Here is a 14,705-nt window from a genome sequence, read left to right on the forward strand (position 1 = left end):
GGGGTGAAATCAGTTCTGGAAGGCGTGCGTCATCGAACCGGTGTCGAAGAAATCGACGAGTTCGGCGATGCGCCCATCGCGCACGCGCCAAACCTGCACCCACGGCACGTCGAAGCGCTTGCCCGTGGACTTGACAGAAGAGCGCTCGTGACCGACCACGGCCACGGTGGCGCCGCCGTCGATGAACTCGAGGGCCTCGAACAGCTCCACCTGCACGTTCGCGGCCACGATGCCGAAGAAGCGCTGGATGCCGGCATGGCCCTCGTACACGCCGGAGAGCGGAATCTCGCGCGGCCCGTTGAACTGCACGCGTGCGTCCTCTGCGAACAAGCCCAGGGCTTCGTCGAAGCGGCCGCTGCCGGCCAGACCGTAGAACTGTTGAATCAAAGCAAGAGACATGGCTTCGCCTCGACCCCGGTGTTGACGGGGCCTGAAAAATTGAAGGAAATCGACGGTAGGGTGCGTTCAGCTCAATCGAGCTGAATCCGCTGATCCCAGGGAGACTCGCGGCTCCAGTTGATGCAGACACTTTGGCGGCGCATATAGCCTTGCCACGCGCTCGATCCAGCCGTGCGCCCGCCGCCCGTTTCTTTCTCCCCCCAAAAGCCGCGCCCACGTCGGCCCCGGTGGTGCCCATGTTCACCTTGGCGATCCCGCAGTCGCTGCCGGCGGCGGACAGGAAAAGTTCGATGTTCGAAATATCCTGGCTGTGGATGCCCGAGGCCAGGCCTTGCACCACACCGTTGTGCATCGCGATGGCTTCGTCGAGCTGGTCGTACTCGACGATGTACACGATGGGCGCGAAGGTCTCGTGCTGCACGCAAGGCCACTCGTTTTTCACGCCACTGATGATCGTGGGCTCGACGTAGTAACCGGGCCTGTCCATGCGCTTGCCCCCGAACACCAGCTTGCCGCCCAAGGCCACGGCCTGGGCCACGGCTTCTTCGAAATGGCCCACCGCGGCCTTGTCGATCAGCGGGCCGACCACAGCGTCTTTCTCACGCGGGTCGCCAACCTTGATCTGTGCGAAGGAAGCCGCCAGCAACTCGATGAGTCGCTGGGCGACGCCTTTCTGCACGATCACGCGGCGCGTGCTGGTGCAGCGTTGGCCGGTCGTTCCCACTACGCCGAAGGTGATGCTGCGTGCGGCAAGCTTGAGGTCCGCTGTTTCATCGACGATGCAGCCGTTGTTGCCAGAACATTCGAGCATGTAGCGACGCCCCAGCTGCTGGCCCACGAAATGCGCCACCTTGCGGCCCACGTTGCTCGAGCCGGTGAAGGACACCAGGGCGATGCGCGGGTCGGTCAGAAGCTGCTCGGCGAGCGCATTGTCTTCGGGCATGAAAAGCGAGAACACGCCTTCGTGGCCGAGTTCGGCCATCGCCTGGTTGCTCAGGTGCTGCAGTGCGATGGCCGTCAGAGGCACCTTGGGGCTGGGCTTCCAGATCACCGTGTTGCCCGCGATGGCCGAAAGGAAACCGTTCTGCGCCCAGACCGCAGCGGGAAAGTTGTAGGCACTGATCAGGCCGACCACGCCCAGCGGCAGCCACTGGTCGTACATGCGGTGCTTCGCACGCTGCGACTGCTGGGTGAACCCGTAGAGCATGCGTGACTGGCCGGCCGCGAGCGTTGCCATGTCGATCACTTCCTTGATCTCGCTCATGCCCTCCATGACCGATTTTCCGGTGTCGATGGACACGATCTGGCCCAGCAGCTTGTGGTGCTGCTTGACGAGTTCGCCGATGCGCAGCACCAACTCTCCACGCACCGGCGCGGGCACCATGCGCCAGCGCTGCTGCGCCGCCACGGCGACCCCGGCGATGCGCTCGTAGTCCGCGAGGGTGGACGCGCTCACTTGGGCGTTGGCCTCTCCGGTGGCAGGGTTGACCGCGGTAAAGGTCTTCTGCCCGTCGACGGGTGTCCAGCCGTTCTGGCTGCCCGCACAGGCACCCGCGTTCAAGGGCCCCAGGCCCAGAGCTTTCAAGACAGTTTCGATCTCAAACATTTTTTGTGCCTTCCGTGGACAGGAACTCGCCGATGGTTTCTTCAGTGTGGAAAACCGGCTTCTCGTAGTAATGCGGGCCGTCGTAGATCTCGATCAGCACGCTGCGCGCATGGGCCAGGGTGGGCCCGTGCGGATGGTCCTTGGGGTTCATGTAGAACGAACCCGGCTTCAGGCGCAAGCCGGTGTCCGTGTACTCGTAGTCGCCTTCCAGGCAATACATGAACTGGTTGGATGCATGCGTGTGCTTGACCGGGATGCGGCCGCCCTTTTCGTACTCGAGCAAGGCGATGCTGGCGCCAGTTTCCGGATGCTTCCAGAGAAAGTACTGGCGGAAACCGTACTCGGGAAAGTCCAGCCAGGCCGCAGGGTCCAGTTCGGTGGTCTGCAACAGAACTTCCAGCGTGGCGGGCAGTGAAGAGGTGTTCATGGTGTCTCTCGGGTTGGATCAGAGCGCGAAGTCGTCGGGTCGGCCCGCGGCCACCCAGCGCTCGAAATCTGCCTGGCTCTTTTCAGTGCCGGGGAACAGACCAAAGATCGGGCGGTTGCGCGGAATCTGTGTTTCCACGAACTGCTCATAGAGCATCTGTGCGTGCGCGGCTTTGGCCACGTCGGCGGCCAGGTGCGATGGAATGACGACCACGCCCTCGTCATCGCCCACGACGATGTCGCCGGGATACACCGCCACGCCCGCGCAACCCACGGGCTCGTTGAGGCTCAGCGGATGCAGTGCGATCGGCGTCGCCGGTGGCGCGTTCTCGCGCTGGAAGGCCGGCAGGCCGATGCGTGCGATCGAAGGCGTGTCGCGGAAACCGCCGTCGGTGACGATGCCTTTCACGCCGCGCTGCAACAGGCGCGCGACCATGATGTCGCCCGCCGACGAAGCGCGCACACTGCCGCCTGAGTCGATGACCAGCACCGCGCCGCTGGGGCACTCCTCGATCGCGCGGCGGTGCGGGTTGTCGTCACGCTGGTAGTTCAGCATGGTGTCGATGTCTTCGCGTGCCGGGATGAAGCGCAGCGTGTAGGCCTCGCCCACCATGCGGTCGCTGCCGGGCGTGACGCGACGGAGACCGAGAAGGAACACGTTGCGCAGGCCATGGCGCGAGAGCAGTGCGTTGGCGATCGTGGAGGTGCTGGTCTGCAGCAGCAAGGCGCGGGTCGCCTCGCTCAATGGCACGCGGTTGGGGTGATTCATGCGGCCGCCCCTTCGGCTTCGGACACCCGGACCCGCAGAGTCGCCAGGGTGCCGATACTGGCTTCCATGGTGTCGCCAGGAACTACCGGGCCAACACCTTCGGGCGTTCCGGTGAAGATCAGGTCACCTGCGCGCAGGGTGTACAGATTCGACAGGTCGGCGATGATTTCCGACACCGACCAGATGAGCTTGGACAGATTGCTCTTCTGACGCGGCTGTCCTTGGACGCGGAGTTCGATCTCACCGCTCTCGATGCGGCCGCACAGGTAGAGGGGACAGATTGCGCTCATCGGTGCGCAGCGCTCAAAGGTCTTGCCGATCTCCCAGGGTTTGCCGGTCTTGCGCATTGCGAGTTGCAGATCGCGCCGCGTCATGTCGATTCCCACGGCGTAGCCAAAGATATGTTCATGCGCTCGGCCCACCTCGATGTCGCGGCCGCCGTCGCCAATGGCCACCACCAGTTCCACTTCATGGTGCAGGTTTTCCGTGCGCGGCGGATACGGAACCACCAGCACTTCATCCTTGTCCTCGGGCGCAAACACAGTGTCGGCCGGCTTGCAGAAAAAGAACGGCGGATCGTCGCGCGGGTCGACCCCCATCTCGATGGCGTGGTCGGCATAGTTGCGGCCCACGCAGTAGACGCGGCGCACCGGGTAGCGCTCAGTCTGGCCCACGACGGGTACGGTGGTCACCGAGGGCAGATGTGTGTAACGTATCGCGCCCATGGTCATGCTCCTGCGATCTCAGCAGGTCTTCCACCATGGCCGACGTGGGCCGTCGCCTCGATCTCCACCAGTACGCCAGGCTGGAGCGAGCTGACCTCAACCAGGGTGGCCGCGGGGAAGCAACGCGAATCATCTGCGGCGTCGAAGAACTCGCGGCGCGCTTTCCAGACCTGCTCGCGCTGGTCGATGCGCGTCAGGAAAAGGTTCAAGCGCACCACATCGTTGGGATGGGCACCGGCAGCAACAAGAAGGTGGCCGATGCGCTCGAAAATGAGCTTTGCCTGCTCGTACTCGCTGTTGCCGACCACCTGGCCGGCGCTGTTGCGCGCGGTCAGGCCGGAGAGGTACAGCGCGTCACCCACCCGTAGTGCGTTTGACCACATGCCGGGTGCCGGCTCGGTAATCGCTTCGCTGATGATTCTTTCAATTGTCATGTTCTGCTCAAAGGAAGTGGGAGGCCGACGACTGATATCAGCCGAAAAATTCTTTGGAAGGGGCCATGCCCCACTGCGTCGTCTCGTCGGCGGTGCCGCAGAACACGCTGGGCTGATGCATCTGGTTCACGACGTCTCCGTCGGTGTAGTGCTCAACCCGAAAGCCTGCGGGATCCTTCCAGTAGTCATAGATCTGGCTGCCCAGCAGATGCCGGCCGACGCCGCAGTCGAGCTTGTGCTTTCGCGCCACGAGGAAGTCATGCGCTGCCATCACGTGATCCAGGTCCTGCATTTCGAAGGAGATGTGGTGCACGCCCACCGCCTCTGCTTGCAATACGAGCATGCAGTGATGGTCGACCAGTTCGGCCCCGCGATCGACGCGCAGGAACGTGCCGTAGGCCTCATCGATTTTTCCCGGCGGCGGACCAAAGTAGTCGGAGGGAACAAGGCCCAGGCGATCGCGCAACCAAGTCACGGATGCCGCGTGGTCACTGACGTGCAGAACGACATGGCCCAGCCGAAGCACCGGAGCGGGTTCGGCCCGTTGACGCACGCTTGCGTTGAAGCGACGCTTCAGCTGGCCGGCGTTGAAGGGGTTTGGGGCGCGCACGCCGAAGGCGTCGGGCATCTCGGTGCCCCAGACGGCGTCGATCTCGAATCCGTCCAACATCTGCATGCGCACGAACAGCCCCGAACCACCGTCGCATTCTTGAATCGCAGAGGAATCCGGCATGTCTGCCAGACGGTCCAACGCAGATCTGGAGCTTACGGAGAAGCCCAAACCCAGGAACCGATCCCGACTGCCCGCCGTAGCCTCGTACAAGAATGGGGAAGGCTGGACGCCGCGCATGCGAAGGCGCTGTTCGCTACGCGATACCGTCGCCAGACCAAAGTCCGACATGAAGGACTCGGCAGAGCCAAGATCCTTGAGTTGGTATCGGGCATAGAGGATGTCGTTAGCTGATGTCACGATATGCGTTAGTGGCGTTGTGTGACAGCAGTATGTTCAGAACAAACTTGCCTATCCAGTGACATTATTAGAATATGAGTTAACCAAATACTCATATCGTCTTCATGGCCCGCCTCGACTGGTTTGTCCGTGCGAACCTGAAGTTTCGGCACTTGCAACTTCTTGTCGCCATCGATGACTACCGTCATTTGGGGAAGGTCGCGTCGTTGCTCAATGTGACGGCGCCCGCGCTGTCAAAGGCTCTCTCCGAACTACAGGAGGGGCTGGGTGCCAAAGTTTTTGAACGCACGGGCAGAGGCCTGCGTCCCACGGAATTCGGTCAGGCACTGATTCGGCACGCTCGACGGATGCTCCACGATTTGGAAGAGGCTGGTGATGAGCTTCGGTCCATCACGAGCGGGGTGTCTCGTCGATTGCGCATCGGCGCACTACCCGCTTCGGCGTCGTGGCTGTTGCCCAATGCGCTGGCGCGCATGAAGTCGAAGACGCCAGCGGCCACCGTTTTCGTTCGTGAGGGCACCATGGACATGCTCATCAACGAGTTGAGCCTTGGAAACCTGGATGTGATCGTAGGCACGCTGCCACCAAGCCGCAGCATCAGGCCCGATGTCGAGCAACTGGCACTGTTTGACGACGACACCGTGCTGGTGTGTCGGACGGGTCATCCTTTGGCCCTCCAGCGTGTGGTGACCTGGGCTGATGTCGCTCCCTTTCCATGGGTATTGCCGCCGACGGACTCGTTGCTTCGGCAGCCCCTGATCGCCGCATTTCACGCCTACGGACTGGAAACTCCCACTGATCACATTGAGACGCTCTCGCTGAATGTGACGGCAACCTATGTACGGATCACTGACGCCATTGCGTCAATGCCGGACAGCTCCGCCACCCGCTTGGCAGCCGAAGATGTTCTTGCCAAACTGCCGCTTCGGCTTTCCAAGTTGATGCGCCCGGTTGGCGTGCTTTGGATACGCGAGAAAGCCCTCGGTGCCGTGTTTGAACAATTGATGGAATGTCTTCGTGAGAGCGCGGCAGAAATCACCTCGCAGCAATTCCGAGGTCGGGCTGCGGAAGACCAATGACCCGAGTGCATCGCTTCCTGTTCCAGGCAGGCCTCGATAGCCATCCGTCTTGGATGGCGAGATGCCTGAACCGTATGGACGCATGGGTGCGTCACTGCAGCCTCATGCCGTGTGGTCGAAGACGCCCTGAAGGCGGGCGAAGCGGGACGGCTGCGTCCGGGCCAGGCGGATCGCGTACAGCCAGCCCCATGCCGCTGCGGCCGCCAGAACCCAGGGCAGCGCGTAGATGGCGGACGACTCGGATCCGCTCAGGACGTTGAGGTTCTTGACCACCATGGCCAGCGCCGCGCACATGCCCACTGCGGCGATGGCCGGGGCGATCAGCCGGCTCCAGACCGAAGCATCCGCGCGAGGATTGCGTTTGAAGAAGGCCGCCACCGCCACCGACACGGTGGCTTGCAGCAGCAGGATGCCCATGGTGGCCAGCGCCGAGCACCAGGAGAAGACCACGGCCATCGGGTCTTGCCGCAGCAGCGCCACGATGGCGACAATGCACACCATCCCGAAGGCCTGCGCGATGCTGGCCACGTAGGGGGTGCGGTAGGTCGGGTGCACCTTGGAAAACGACTTCATGAGAAAGCCATCCCGGCTGATCGCGAACATGTACCGCGACATCGTGTTGTGAAACGCTTGGGCAGCGGCAAAAAGGCTGGTGATCAGCAGCACCGACATCAGCAGCAAGGCCTTGGGCCCCAGGGCCTGGGAGGCGATGTTGAACACGAAGTTGCCGGGGTCCTTGGCCGCCGCGGCCGCCACACCGTCCGCGCCGTGGAACTGCACGAAACACCAACTGGTGAGGCCGAAGAACAATGTGATCAGCGTTACCGAAACGAAGGTGGCCCGCGGAATCGTTCGCTTGGGATCGCGACACTCTTCCGAGTAGATCGCCGTGGCCTCGAAGCCGATGAAGGAACTGATGGCAAACACCATGGCAATGCCGACCGCCCCGCTCAACGCAACCGAGGGCTCGAAGGAACTCCACGCCCATGCATTGCCGGCGCTTGCGTGATGCATCAGAACGCCCGCATCGACGGCGAGGATGATGCCCACCTCCGCCAGCATCAGCAGGCCGAGCACCATGCCGCCGAGCTCCACCTTCAGGATCCCCAGCAGCAGCACGAGGAACTGCATCGCGATGCCGCAGGCCCACCAGGGAACGCTCAAACCGAAGTTTTCGGCGAGGAACATCTGCAAGAAGAAGCCGAACATGGCGATCACCGAGATCTGGATGGCGGTGTAGGTCAGCAGGGCGACATTGAGCCCCGCCATGCCCAGCCGGGGGCCCAGGCCAACCGCCACATACGAATAGAAAGCGCCTGCGTTGACCACATGGCGGCTCATGGCGACGAAGCCGAACGAGAAGATCCACAGCAGCAGGCCCGCAAGAACATAGACGCCGGGCAGGCCTGCGCCGTTGCCGTACATGAAGGCGATGGGCATGGCGCCGATCACGCCCGTGATCGGCGACGCGGCTGCCACTACGAAGAACACGATGGACCACAGGCCCAGGGTGTCTTTCTTGAGTTGTGTTTGAGTCATGCGATGTTCTTCCTGGTGAAATCGGCGTGCGTCAGAACATCTTTGTGGCCGACACGAAGACACGATGCTTTCCAACGTCCTTGGTATCGGACGAGTCACGATTCGACGGCGTGCCGTTGAAGAACGCCGTGTTGCTGTTCCACGCCATGCCCAGCGATACCGATAGCCCCTCGGGGAAGTTGCGGGTCACGCCGATGCGGTAGTCCTGGAAGTTCGGGTTGCGCGATCCGTTGGCGGTGGGCGCGACGAGCCTGGCGGTCACGTTCTGATGACCGGCGTGCAGATTCAGAACGTAGTTGTCGGAAATCGGAATATCGGCGCTCAGGTCGATGTAGCTGGAACCCCGTGTGCCGCCCGTGTAGCCGGTCTTCTCGTTGAATCCGAGCAAATCCGTGAGCGTGCGTGAGTACTTGAGACTGAGCCACTTGTACGAGACGAACAGATTGGCCTCTGCGAAGTCATAGCGCTGGGAGGGCAGACTGGTATATCGCACCTTGTTGTAGTTGCCGCTGGGGTAGTAGACCCACAGCAGGCCAGTGCCGACGGTCCAGTCGTCGCTCAGAGATTTCTTGTAGCCCACTGAAAGATCGATCTCGGTGCTGGCTCCGGCGTAGACCTTTGAGCTCACGTTGGATGCCCAGATGCTGGCGCTGAAGCCCATGTCCGTGGTCAGGTCGATGCTGCCTTGTGCGGCGGGCTTGCTCCAGGTCTGCGTCATGCCCTTGAACAGGTAGTCCGAGACCAAGGTCGCGGAGCCCGAGATACGAAACGGCGGTGCAGGTACGGCTTCCTCTGCGGCCAGGGCAGACGTGCTCAAGGCAGCAAGTGCAGTCATGGCTGTAATCGTGGCTTTCATGAGAGCTCTCCGGGGTGGTGAGGCACAACGGCGGTCCACTTGGGATGCTGGCCGTGCCGGTTACTTGGAAGGTTCGCAGTATCTGAACGGCCCCGGAAAACGCGTTATCGAGATTCGGCACATCTGGATGCGAGTCCGGCGTCGGGCCCGCGCTTGCCGTCAACTGTGCCGAATCTCGATAACGCCGGGATGCAAGTGCCCCGGATACTGCGGCCACCTTGGTGCAGCACAGGTGATTCATGTCTGCGCTGCCTGGACTGACCCTGACGACATCGGAGGTGCACGGTTGCGTGCATGACGTTCAAATGATTCACGTGGAAGCTGCGACCTACTACACCGCGACGAAGAAGTACGAACTCGGCTTTCCTAGCCTTGAACAGGACATCGACGTTGATGTCGTGGTCATAGGCGCGGGCTTCAGTGGCATCAACACCGCGTTGGAGCTTGCCGAAAAAGGCATCCGGAACGTTGCTGTGCTGGAAGCCAAGTACCTCGGATTCGGGGGTACCGGCCGCAATGGCGGCCAGATCATGGCCGGCATCGGACACGACCTGAGCAAGATCCGCAAGGATGTGGGCGAGGAAGGATTGCGTGCGATCTTCGAGATCAGCGATCTGGGCGCGGAGATCATTCAGGCCCGCGTGGACCGCTACGGCATCCAAGCCGACCTCTGCCGCGGCTACGGCTACCTAGGCTACAACGAACGTCAGGCCGCCACGCTGCGTCAGTGGGAGCGCGAGTTCAAGTCCCTCAACCCGCCGCACGAGATTCGCTATCTGGAAGGTTCCGAGGTCCGCGAGATCATAGGCTCGGAGGTCTATCGCAGCGCCCTGCTCCATATGGGAGGTGGCCACGTCCACTCACTGAACCTGCTGTTGGGCGAGGCACAAGCACTGGCCGGACATGGCGCGCGCATCTTCGAATTTTCGCCCGCGGTAGAGGTGACGTATGGCGAGACAGTCAAGGTGCGCACCCCGAAAGGTTCGGTCACCGCACGCAAGCTGCTCTGGGCTTGCGACAGCTTCCTCAACGGGCTCGAGCCCGAGTTGCATCGCTCGACCATCAACACCTATGCCTTCCAGTGCGTGACGGAACCGCTGCCTGACGCGCTGATTGAACGCATCAGCCCTATACGGGGCGCCTACAGCGACATCCGGCCGGTCATCGACTACTTTCGCGTCACACGCGAGAACAGGTTGCTGTTCGGCTCGGCCACGCCCTACATCGAGCACATTCCGAGCGACCTCAAGGCGTGGAACCGTGCGCTCATGCTCAAGGTGTTTCCGTACCTCCAGGACGTGAAGATCGACCTGGCCTGGGGCGGCCCCATGGCCTGCAGTCCCAACCTGTTTCCGCAGATCGGATCACTGCCGGGTCATGGCAACGTGTACTTCGTGCAGGGCTACACCGGCTTCGGTGTGACGCCCAGCCACATCATCTGCAAGATCCTGGCGGAGGGCATGGCCGAGGGCTCACCGCGCTACGACCTGATCAGTTCCATCCGCCGTTCTACCGTGATCGGCAAAGACCACGCTCGCCCATTGATCGTCAGCGCCGGGAAGATCTGGCACCAGGCATCCGGCTTTGCGAACGGGCGGCGCTGATTCCACTTTCGACCCTCCCTACTTCAAGGACCGACACCATGAGCCTGATCTCCATTGCCCCGCCCCGTTCCATCGACGACATGCACGCCATCGGGCCCGTAACCCAATTGGGATCCGAGATCCTGTCGGGTGAATGCTCGGCCTACGCCCTGAGCACGTTCGGCGGCCCCACGGACCCGATCTCGGCAGGGTACTTTGCCGTGACGCCCGGAAGCTTTCGCATGATCTACCCGTTCAACGAACAGGCAGTAGTTGTTCAAGGCAACGTGACGCTGACCGATGTGCAGACCGGTACTGCCACCCACTACGGCGTGGGCGACAGTTGGTTCGTCACCAAGGGCACCGAGGTGCTGTGGGAAGTGAGCGGCAGTGTGTTTATCAAGCACTTCTTCGCCGTCGTCGATTGAAGCTGATGGCGCGTTCCTGGACTTCCCGGAACGCAGCTACCTCGCCCGAGGCAGTGCAGGTCGGAGAGCGTCAGGACAGCTTGCGGTATCGCGCGTACTGGACAGTGTCCGATGGCGACTCACCGAACAGCCGTTTGTAGTCTACCGAGAACTGAGAGACATGCCAGAAACCCCAGTCGATGGCGATGTCGCCGATCATCCGGCCTGCCGGCGCATTAAGGATATCGCGCCGCACGCCGTTGAGTCGCTGGGCTTTCAGAAACTGGGCGGGACTTTCGCCGGTCACCTTCACAAAGGATTTCTGCAGATTGCGCCGTGAGGTGTAAGTAGCGCTGCACAGGCTGTCAATGGAGACCATTTCCCCCCGGCGCTCGTGCATGTAGTCCATTGCACGGTGGACTACTTGGATGGCGCGGCCGCGGCAGGCGTCCAATGGCGCCCCGCTTGCAACACGCAAGCAGTCGTCGGCCAAGTTTTGCATGTCCGCACAAAACAAGCGTCGCGCGCTCTCGCGACTGAAACGCAGGGGTTGCGTGAGCAGTTGGCCCAAGGCTTGGCCGATCTGCCGCCGCAGCACTTGCGCCAGTGCAGGGTGATGCACGAAATGGTGAAGTTCGCGACGCTCGGTCGATTCCGTGAATCGGGGATGGGGCAAACACAGCACCAGCAGGGTGCTGTGTTTGGGCGTGGACAACAGCAACTCTCCACCACTGTCGAGAAATATCACGTCGTCAATGGTGACGGGCTTTCCAAACCAGCGGGCCTCGCCGGAGAGGGATGCGAACACCCCCAAGCTGATGCACCCTTGGCGCATGGCACCCGTCTGAAAAACAGACTGGGCCAGTGTCTCCTGATAAAGGTGGACACCCTCGATCCATGCCTCGTTGAGGCTGCCCTGAAAGCGCCCGCGTGAGAGCTGCTCGTAGGTCAAGCCCCAGCCGTCGAGCAGCCTGGTGTGATCGGAGGCCTCCTGGATACCGGATGACTGCCGGATGCAGTACTGAGCCTCGGCGGTAGAACGGGGTGAAGCGGAGGTCATGGGGTGATCGTCCAGAAACGCATAAACGATGCCAAAGGCGGTTTACCGCCTGCCCACACATTAAGCAATGCGTATGCCAGAAAGCCATCCGTGAAAGCACCGGAGCATTCGGCCGAGGGGTGGGCTGGTCGCCGTCATGCGCTGGCCGACCGCGCTCGCGGCCCCTTTTACTTCCTGGTGCTGATCACCTGCTGGGTCGTGACCGACTTGAGGCCACCCAGGTCGAGGCGGTTTGCGCTGGCGATCGCCTCTGCCACCTTGCCGTAGCGGATGACGGGCAGCACGGGCCCGAATTGTTCCTCGTCCACGATGGCATCTCCGTCGCGCACGCCAGTGAGCGATTTGCTCGGAGTTCCAACTTATGTCCGTTCGTCAGTCCGAGACCTTGCGCTGCAGCCACCGGTCGATCAGCGCCGCCACTTCGTCGCTGTTCTTTTCGCTCATGACCATGTGTCCATTGCCGTGGATGCCGTGGTCCTCCAAGCGCAGCAGTTCGGCTGCCACGCCGGCCTGTGTCAGGAAGTCGACCGCACCGTGCTCGAACGGCGCCATGAACGAGGCCTCGCCGACCAGCACCGCCACGGGGATGCCCGCCAGGCGAGGCAGCTTGCGCGCCGGCTCGACCTGCACATTGCAATCGAGCAGCCCCGGTGCCGGTGCCTTCCGGCGCTCGACCCGGATATCGGACGCCTGCGCCGCCGCGGGTTCGAAGTGCAGGGGGATCGCCGTGAGCCCCCAGTCCAGCTTGCCCATGTTCGGCCCGATGGGGTCGAAGGCCGGACCCACCGGTTCGATGGCTACGATTCCCTTGACCAGATCAGGCCGTTCGTCCGCGACGATCCAGCCGAACGGGCCGCCCATCGAATGCGTCATCAGGATGGCCGGACCGATGCGGTCGAGCAGCGCGACGCCGCACTGCTTCATGCGCTCGTGGGTCTGAGCCAGATCGGGAATCATGGGGCCCAGCGCAGCCATGAGCTGGTCGAGCGCGGGGTCGCCCGGCTGGCCGCTCCCCGGCCACTGGGTGTGCAGGCGGGCCTGCGGCCAGTGCGCGGTCTCGGGGCTGGGCGCCGAGAACATCGCGCTGATCATCTCGTAGGGCGGCGGTGGACTCATCGGGCCGAGCGCATCGGGATGGAAGGGAGCGCGGCCGTGGCCGGGACGATCGACCACGTAGACCGCGTAGCCCTGGCGAAGGAACCAGGTCGCCCAGCCCGGCCGGCCGTCGGGTGTACCCAGGTAGTCGGTGCCTTGGCCGCCACCGCCGTGCACCATCACGATCGGGTAAGGGTGGCGCTTCTCCGCGGGAATCTGGTATTGGACGAACATCTGGCCCGAGGCCAGCGTACCCTGCGGCGTGGGCTTGCGCTCCACGTTGACCCAGAAGCAGCCCTGGTCGGCAATGGACAGCGGCGCATGGTGGTGAGTGGGCATGTGCGTTCTTTCCTATCAGACGTCGAGAAACCCAGAGGGCAGGCCCAGGCGCGCCCGGCCCACCATCGACGCGAAGTTCTGGTATTGCGAGGACATGTGTCCGCGGTACATCTGGGCGTCGCCGAAGTACCGCAGCATGCGCGAACCGCTGCGCGCCGCGGTCGACCCTGAACTGCGGAACAGCATCTCGATCGCTTCGCAGGCCAGCTTGCCGGCTTGTTGCTGCATGGTCCACAGGCGCAGCATCTCTTCGCCGGAGGGCGCAATCTTCTGCTCGGCCCAGCGCCGGCACAGCGCCATGTGCTGGTGCATCGCCTGCATCACGATGCCTTCGGCTGCATCGGTCATGGCGAGCGCGGCACCAAAGGGGCGCTGGAAGTCCGGACTCTCAAGGCGCTTCACGAAGGGAGGTACTTGCGTGTTCTGCGTCCGCAGGGTGTCCTGGAACTCGTCCAGTGCGGCGCGCGCGGCGCCGATCACCGGCGAAACCAGCGCCGCATGGTAGGGCGCCATCGTCAGGCCCAGGTACATCGGGTTGCCGTGCAGTCGCGTACCGTGAGTGCCGGCGTCCGGATCCTGCAGCCGGTATTGGTGATGGGCGTCCGCGGTCATGTGCTGCGGAACGAACAGCTTCTCGAGGCGCACGCTGTTGGAGCCGCTGGCGCGCATGCCCAGCGTGCGGTCGCCGCCCCAGTCGTCCAGCACCGTGTATTGGCCGGCAGGAACGGCGAAATTGAGCAGGCGGGGCGGACCGTCCGGGCCGGGTATCAATGTGGCGGCGACCAGATGGGTGCTGTGCGGGATGCCGGAGCAGTAGGGCCACACGCCGTCCAGGATGTAGCCGCCTTCGACGGGTTCGCAACGCCCGCCTGGCACCGCGCGATGCGGCGCGGCGAAGTGGCCGTCACCGAACAGCTCCGCCTGCGCGTCTTCGGACCAGTGCGCCGCGACCAACGGGCCATGCGAGGCCGCCAGGCCGAGGCACCAGCCGGTGGCTGGATGGCCGCTGGCGATCTCGATGATGACCTTGAAGTAAGTCGCATAGTCGAACTCGTAGCCGCCGAACATCCTGGGCTGCAGCAGGCGATAGAACCCCGCCTTGGTGAACTCGTCGTGCAAGGCTTGTGAATAGTGCCCGCGAGCGTCGGCCTCGTCCTGCTGGGCGCGCAGCAGAGGCTTCAGCGCGGTGGCGCGCGCGATGACGGTTTCAGGGGTCAGCCCCGGCTCGGGCGCCGCGATGCGCGGGCGTGACAGCGGCTCGGCGGTGGTTTGAAAAACTTGTTCGTCGCGTTTCATTGCGGTCGCTCCTGTTGGGCCTGTTTCCATGGCGACGGAGTGTGTCGGGTAACGCCGAATCGCCGCACCTATCTTTGTGCAGGTCTGCTGGCGTGCCGGGCCTTGGCAGTGCTCATCGATCT

Annotated in this window: 15 protein-coding genes and 1 pseudogene; 3 read left to right on the top strand and 13 right to left on the bottom strand. The window is 63.0% G+C overall.

Annotated features, from left to right (window positions below):
• Nucleotides 1-9 precede the first annotated feature (9 nt).
• The 7 genes and pseudogenes from AC1VNX_RS24220 to AC1VNX_RS24250 all read right to left on the bottom strand — a co-directional run bounded on the left by AC1VNX_RS24220 (nucleotide 10) and on the right by AC1VNX_RS24250 (nucleotide 5,092).
• Complete coding sequence (locus tag AC1VNX_RS24220) at nucleotides 10-399, bottom strand: nuclear transport factor 2 family protein (protein WP_483162009.1); 390 nt, start codon at nucleotides 397-399, stop codon at nucleotides 10-12.
• 229 nt (nucleotides 400-628) lie between these two features.
• Nucleotides 629-2,005 (bottom strand): annotated as a pseudogene (locus AC1VNX_RS24225) (aldehyde dehydrogenase family protein); the annotation flags it as partial.
• On the bottom strand, nucleotides 1,998-2,432 hold the full coding sequence (locus tag AC1VNX_RS24230; RefSeq protein WP_483160188.1) for a cupin domain-containing protein: 435 nt from the start codon (nucleotides 2,430-2,432) through the stop codon (nucleotides 1,998-2,000). The pseudogene AC1VNX_RS24225 and the gene AC1VNX_RS24230, both read right to left, overlap by 8 nt.
• A gap of 18 nt (nucleotides 2,433-2,450) precedes the next feature.
• Nucleotides 2,451-3,200 carry an RraA family protein gene (locus AC1VNX_RS24235; protein WP_483160189.1) on the bottom strand — a complete coding sequence of 250 codons (750 nt, stop codon included), beginning with the start codon at nucleotides 3,198-3,200 and terminating at the stop codon, nucleotides 2,451-2,453.
• Nucleotides 3,197-3,925 carry a fumarylacetoacetate hydrolase family protein gene (locus AC1VNX_RS24240; protein WP_483160190.1) on the bottom strand — a complete coding sequence of 243 codons (729 nt, stop codon included), beginning with the start codon at nucleotides 3,923-3,925 and terminating at the stop codon, nucleotides 3,197-3,199. Before AC1VNX_RS24240 ends, AC1VNX_RS24235 begins: the two co-directional genes overlap by 4 nt.
• A gap of 2 nt (nucleotides 3,926-3,927) precedes the next feature.
• Entirely contained in the window at nucleotides 3,928-4,359 is a 432-nt protein-coding gene (locus AC1VNX_RS24245) for a RidA family protein (RefSeq protein WP_483160191.1), read from the bottom strand.
• Between the two features lie 37 nt (nucleotides 4,360-4,396).
• Nucleotides 4,397-5,092, bottom strand: coding sequence for a VOC family protein (locus tag AC1VNX_RS24250; protein ID WP_483160192.1), 696 nt, complete (start codon nucleotides 5,090-5,092; stop codon nucleotides 4,397-4,399).
• 341 nt (nucleotides 5,093-5,433) lie between these two features.
• On the opposite strand from AC1VNX_RS24250, the gene AC1VNX_RS24255 reads away from it, so the two are divergent.
• Nucleotides 5,434-6,408, top strand: a complete 975-nt coding sequence (locus AC1VNX_RS24255) for a LysR family transcriptional regulator (protein WP_483160193.1) — start codon at nucleotides 5,434-5,436, stop codon at nucleotides 6,406-6,408.
• Between the two features lie 102 nt (nucleotides 6,409-6,510).
• On the opposite strand, the gene AC1VNX_RS24260 is transcribed toward AC1VNX_RS24255, so the two are convergent.
• Both AC1VNX_RS24260 and AC1VNX_RS24265 read right to left on the bottom strand, forming a co-directional pair.
• On the bottom strand, nucleotides 6,511-8,022 hold the full coding sequence (locus tag AC1VNX_RS24260; RefSeq protein WP_483160194.1) for an APC family permease: 1,512 nt from the start codon (nucleotides 8,020-8,022) through the stop codon (nucleotides 6,511-6,513).
• Nucleotides 7,979-8,803 (bottom strand): TorF family putative porin, encoded by an 825-nt coding sequence (locus tag AC1VNX_RS24265; RefSeq protein WP_483160195.1) that lies wholly within the window; start codon nucleotides 8,801-8,803, stop codon nucleotides 7,979-7,981. The genes AC1VNX_RS24260 and AC1VNX_RS24265 overlap by 44 nt, the downstream gene beginning before the upstream one ends.
• Before the next feature lie 239 nt (nucleotides 8,804-9,042).
• Between AC1VNX_RS24265 and AC1VNX_RS24270 the strand changes: the two genes are divergently transcribed.
• Both AC1VNX_RS24270 and AC1VNX_RS24275 read left to right on the top strand, forming a co-directional pair.
• Nucleotides 9,043-10,407 (top strand): NAD(P)/FAD-dependent oxidoreductase, encoded by a 1,365-nt coding sequence (locus AC1VNX_RS24270; protein ID WP_483160196.1) that lies wholly within the window; start codon nucleotides 9,043-9,045, stop codon nucleotides 10,405-10,407.
• Between the two features lie 38 nt (nucleotides 10,408-10,445).
• Complete coding sequence (locus AC1VNX_RS24275; protein WP_307636325.1) at nucleotides 10,446-10,814, top strand: cupin domain-containing protein; 369 nt, start codon at nucleotides 10,446-10,448, stop codon at nucleotides 10,812-10,814.
• A 70-nt stretch (nucleotides 10,815-10,884) separates the two neighbouring features.
• Here the strand turns inward: AC1VNX_RS24275 and AC1VNX_RS24280 are convergent, their stop codons facing one another.
• The 4 genes from AC1VNX_RS24280 to AC1VNX_RS24295 form a co-directional block, all read right to left on the bottom strand.
• Nucleotides 10,885-11,853, bottom strand: a complete 969-nt coding sequence (locus AC1VNX_RS24280; RefSeq protein WP_307636324.1) for a helix-turn-helix domain-containing protein — start codon at nucleotides 11,851-11,853, stop codon at nucleotides 10,885-10,887.
• 167 nt (nucleotides 11,854-12,020) lie between these two features.
• Nucleotides 12,021-12,182, bottom strand: coding sequence for an aldehyde dehydrogenase family protein (locus AC1VNX_RS24285; RefSeq protein WP_483160197.1), 162 nt, complete (start codon nucleotides 12,180-12,182; stop codon nucleotides 12,021-12,023).
• A 43-nt stretch (nucleotides 12,183-12,225) separates the two neighbouring features.
• Nucleotides 12,226-13,287 (bottom strand): alpha/beta hydrolase, encoded by a 1,062-nt coding sequence (locus AC1VNX_RS24290; RefSeq protein ID WP_483160198.1) that lies wholly within the window; start codon nucleotides 13,285-13,287, stop codon nucleotides 12,226-12,228.
• Between the two features lie 15 nt (nucleotides 13,288-13,302).
• Entirely contained in the window at nucleotides 13,303-14,583 is a 1,281-nt protein-coding gene (locus tag AC1VNX_RS24295; RefSeq protein WP_483160199.1) for an acyl-CoA dehydrogenase family protein, read from the bottom strand.
• Nucleotides 14,584-14,705 lie beyond the last annotated feature (122 nt).

It is taken from the genome of Variovorax sp. TLI9-5A, assembly GCF_056867935.1.

Bases quoted from the DNA above. Each gene is read 5' to 3' on its own strand.
- AC1VNX_RS24220 (WP_483162009.1), bottom strand. From the start codon at position 399: ATGTCTCTTGCTTTGATTCAACAGTTCTACGGTCTGGCCGGCAGCGGC.
- AC1VNX_RS24230 (WP_483160188.1), bottom strand. From the start codon at position 2,432: ATGAACACCTCTTCACTGCCCGCCACGCTGGAAGTTCTGTTGCAGACC.
- AC1VNX_RS24235 (WP_483160189.1), bottom strand. From the start codon at position 3,200: ATGAATCACCCCAACCGCGTGCCATTGAGCGAGGCGACCCGCGCCTTG.
- AC1VNX_RS24240 (WP_483160190.1), bottom strand. From the start codon at position 3,925: ATGGGCGCGATACGTTACACACATCTGCCCTCGGTGACCACCGTACCC.
- AC1VNX_RS24245 (WP_483160191.1), bottom strand. From the start codon at position 4,359: ATGACAATTGAAAGAATCATCAGCGAAGCGATTACCGAGCCGGCACCC.
- AC1VNX_RS24250 (WP_483160192.1), bottom strand. From the start codon at position 5,092: ATGCCGGATTCCTCTGCGATTCAAGAATGCGACGGTGGTTCGGGGCTG.
- AC1VNX_RS24255 (WP_483160193.1), top strand. From the start codon at position 5,434: ATGGCCCGCCTCGACTGGTTTGTCCGTGCGAACCTGAAGTTTCGGCAC.
- AC1VNX_RS24265 (WP_483160195.1), bottom strand. From the start codon at position 8,803: ATGAAAGCCACGATTACAGCCATGACTGCACTTGCTGCCTTGAGCACG.
- AC1VNX_RS24270 (WP_483160196.1), top strand. From the start codon at position 9,043: ATGTCTGCGCTGCCTGGACTGACCCTGACGACATCGGAGGTGCACGGT.
- AC1VNX_RS24275 (WP_307636325.1), top strand. From the start codon at position 10,446: ATGAGCCTGATCTCCATTGCCCCGCCCCGTTCCATCGACGACATGCAC.
- AC1VNX_RS24280 (WP_307636324.1), bottom strand. From the start codon at position 11,853: ATGACCTCCGCTTCACCCCGTTCTACCGCCGAGGCTCAGTACTGCATC.
- AC1VNX_RS24290 (WP_483160198.1), bottom strand. From the start codon at position 13,287: ATGCCCACTCACCACCATGCGCCGCTGTCCATTGCCGACCAGGGCTGC.
- AC1VNX_RS24295 (WP_483160199.1), bottom strand. From the start codon at position 14,583: ATGAAACGCGACGAACAAGTTTTTCAAACCACCGCCGAGCCGCTGTCA.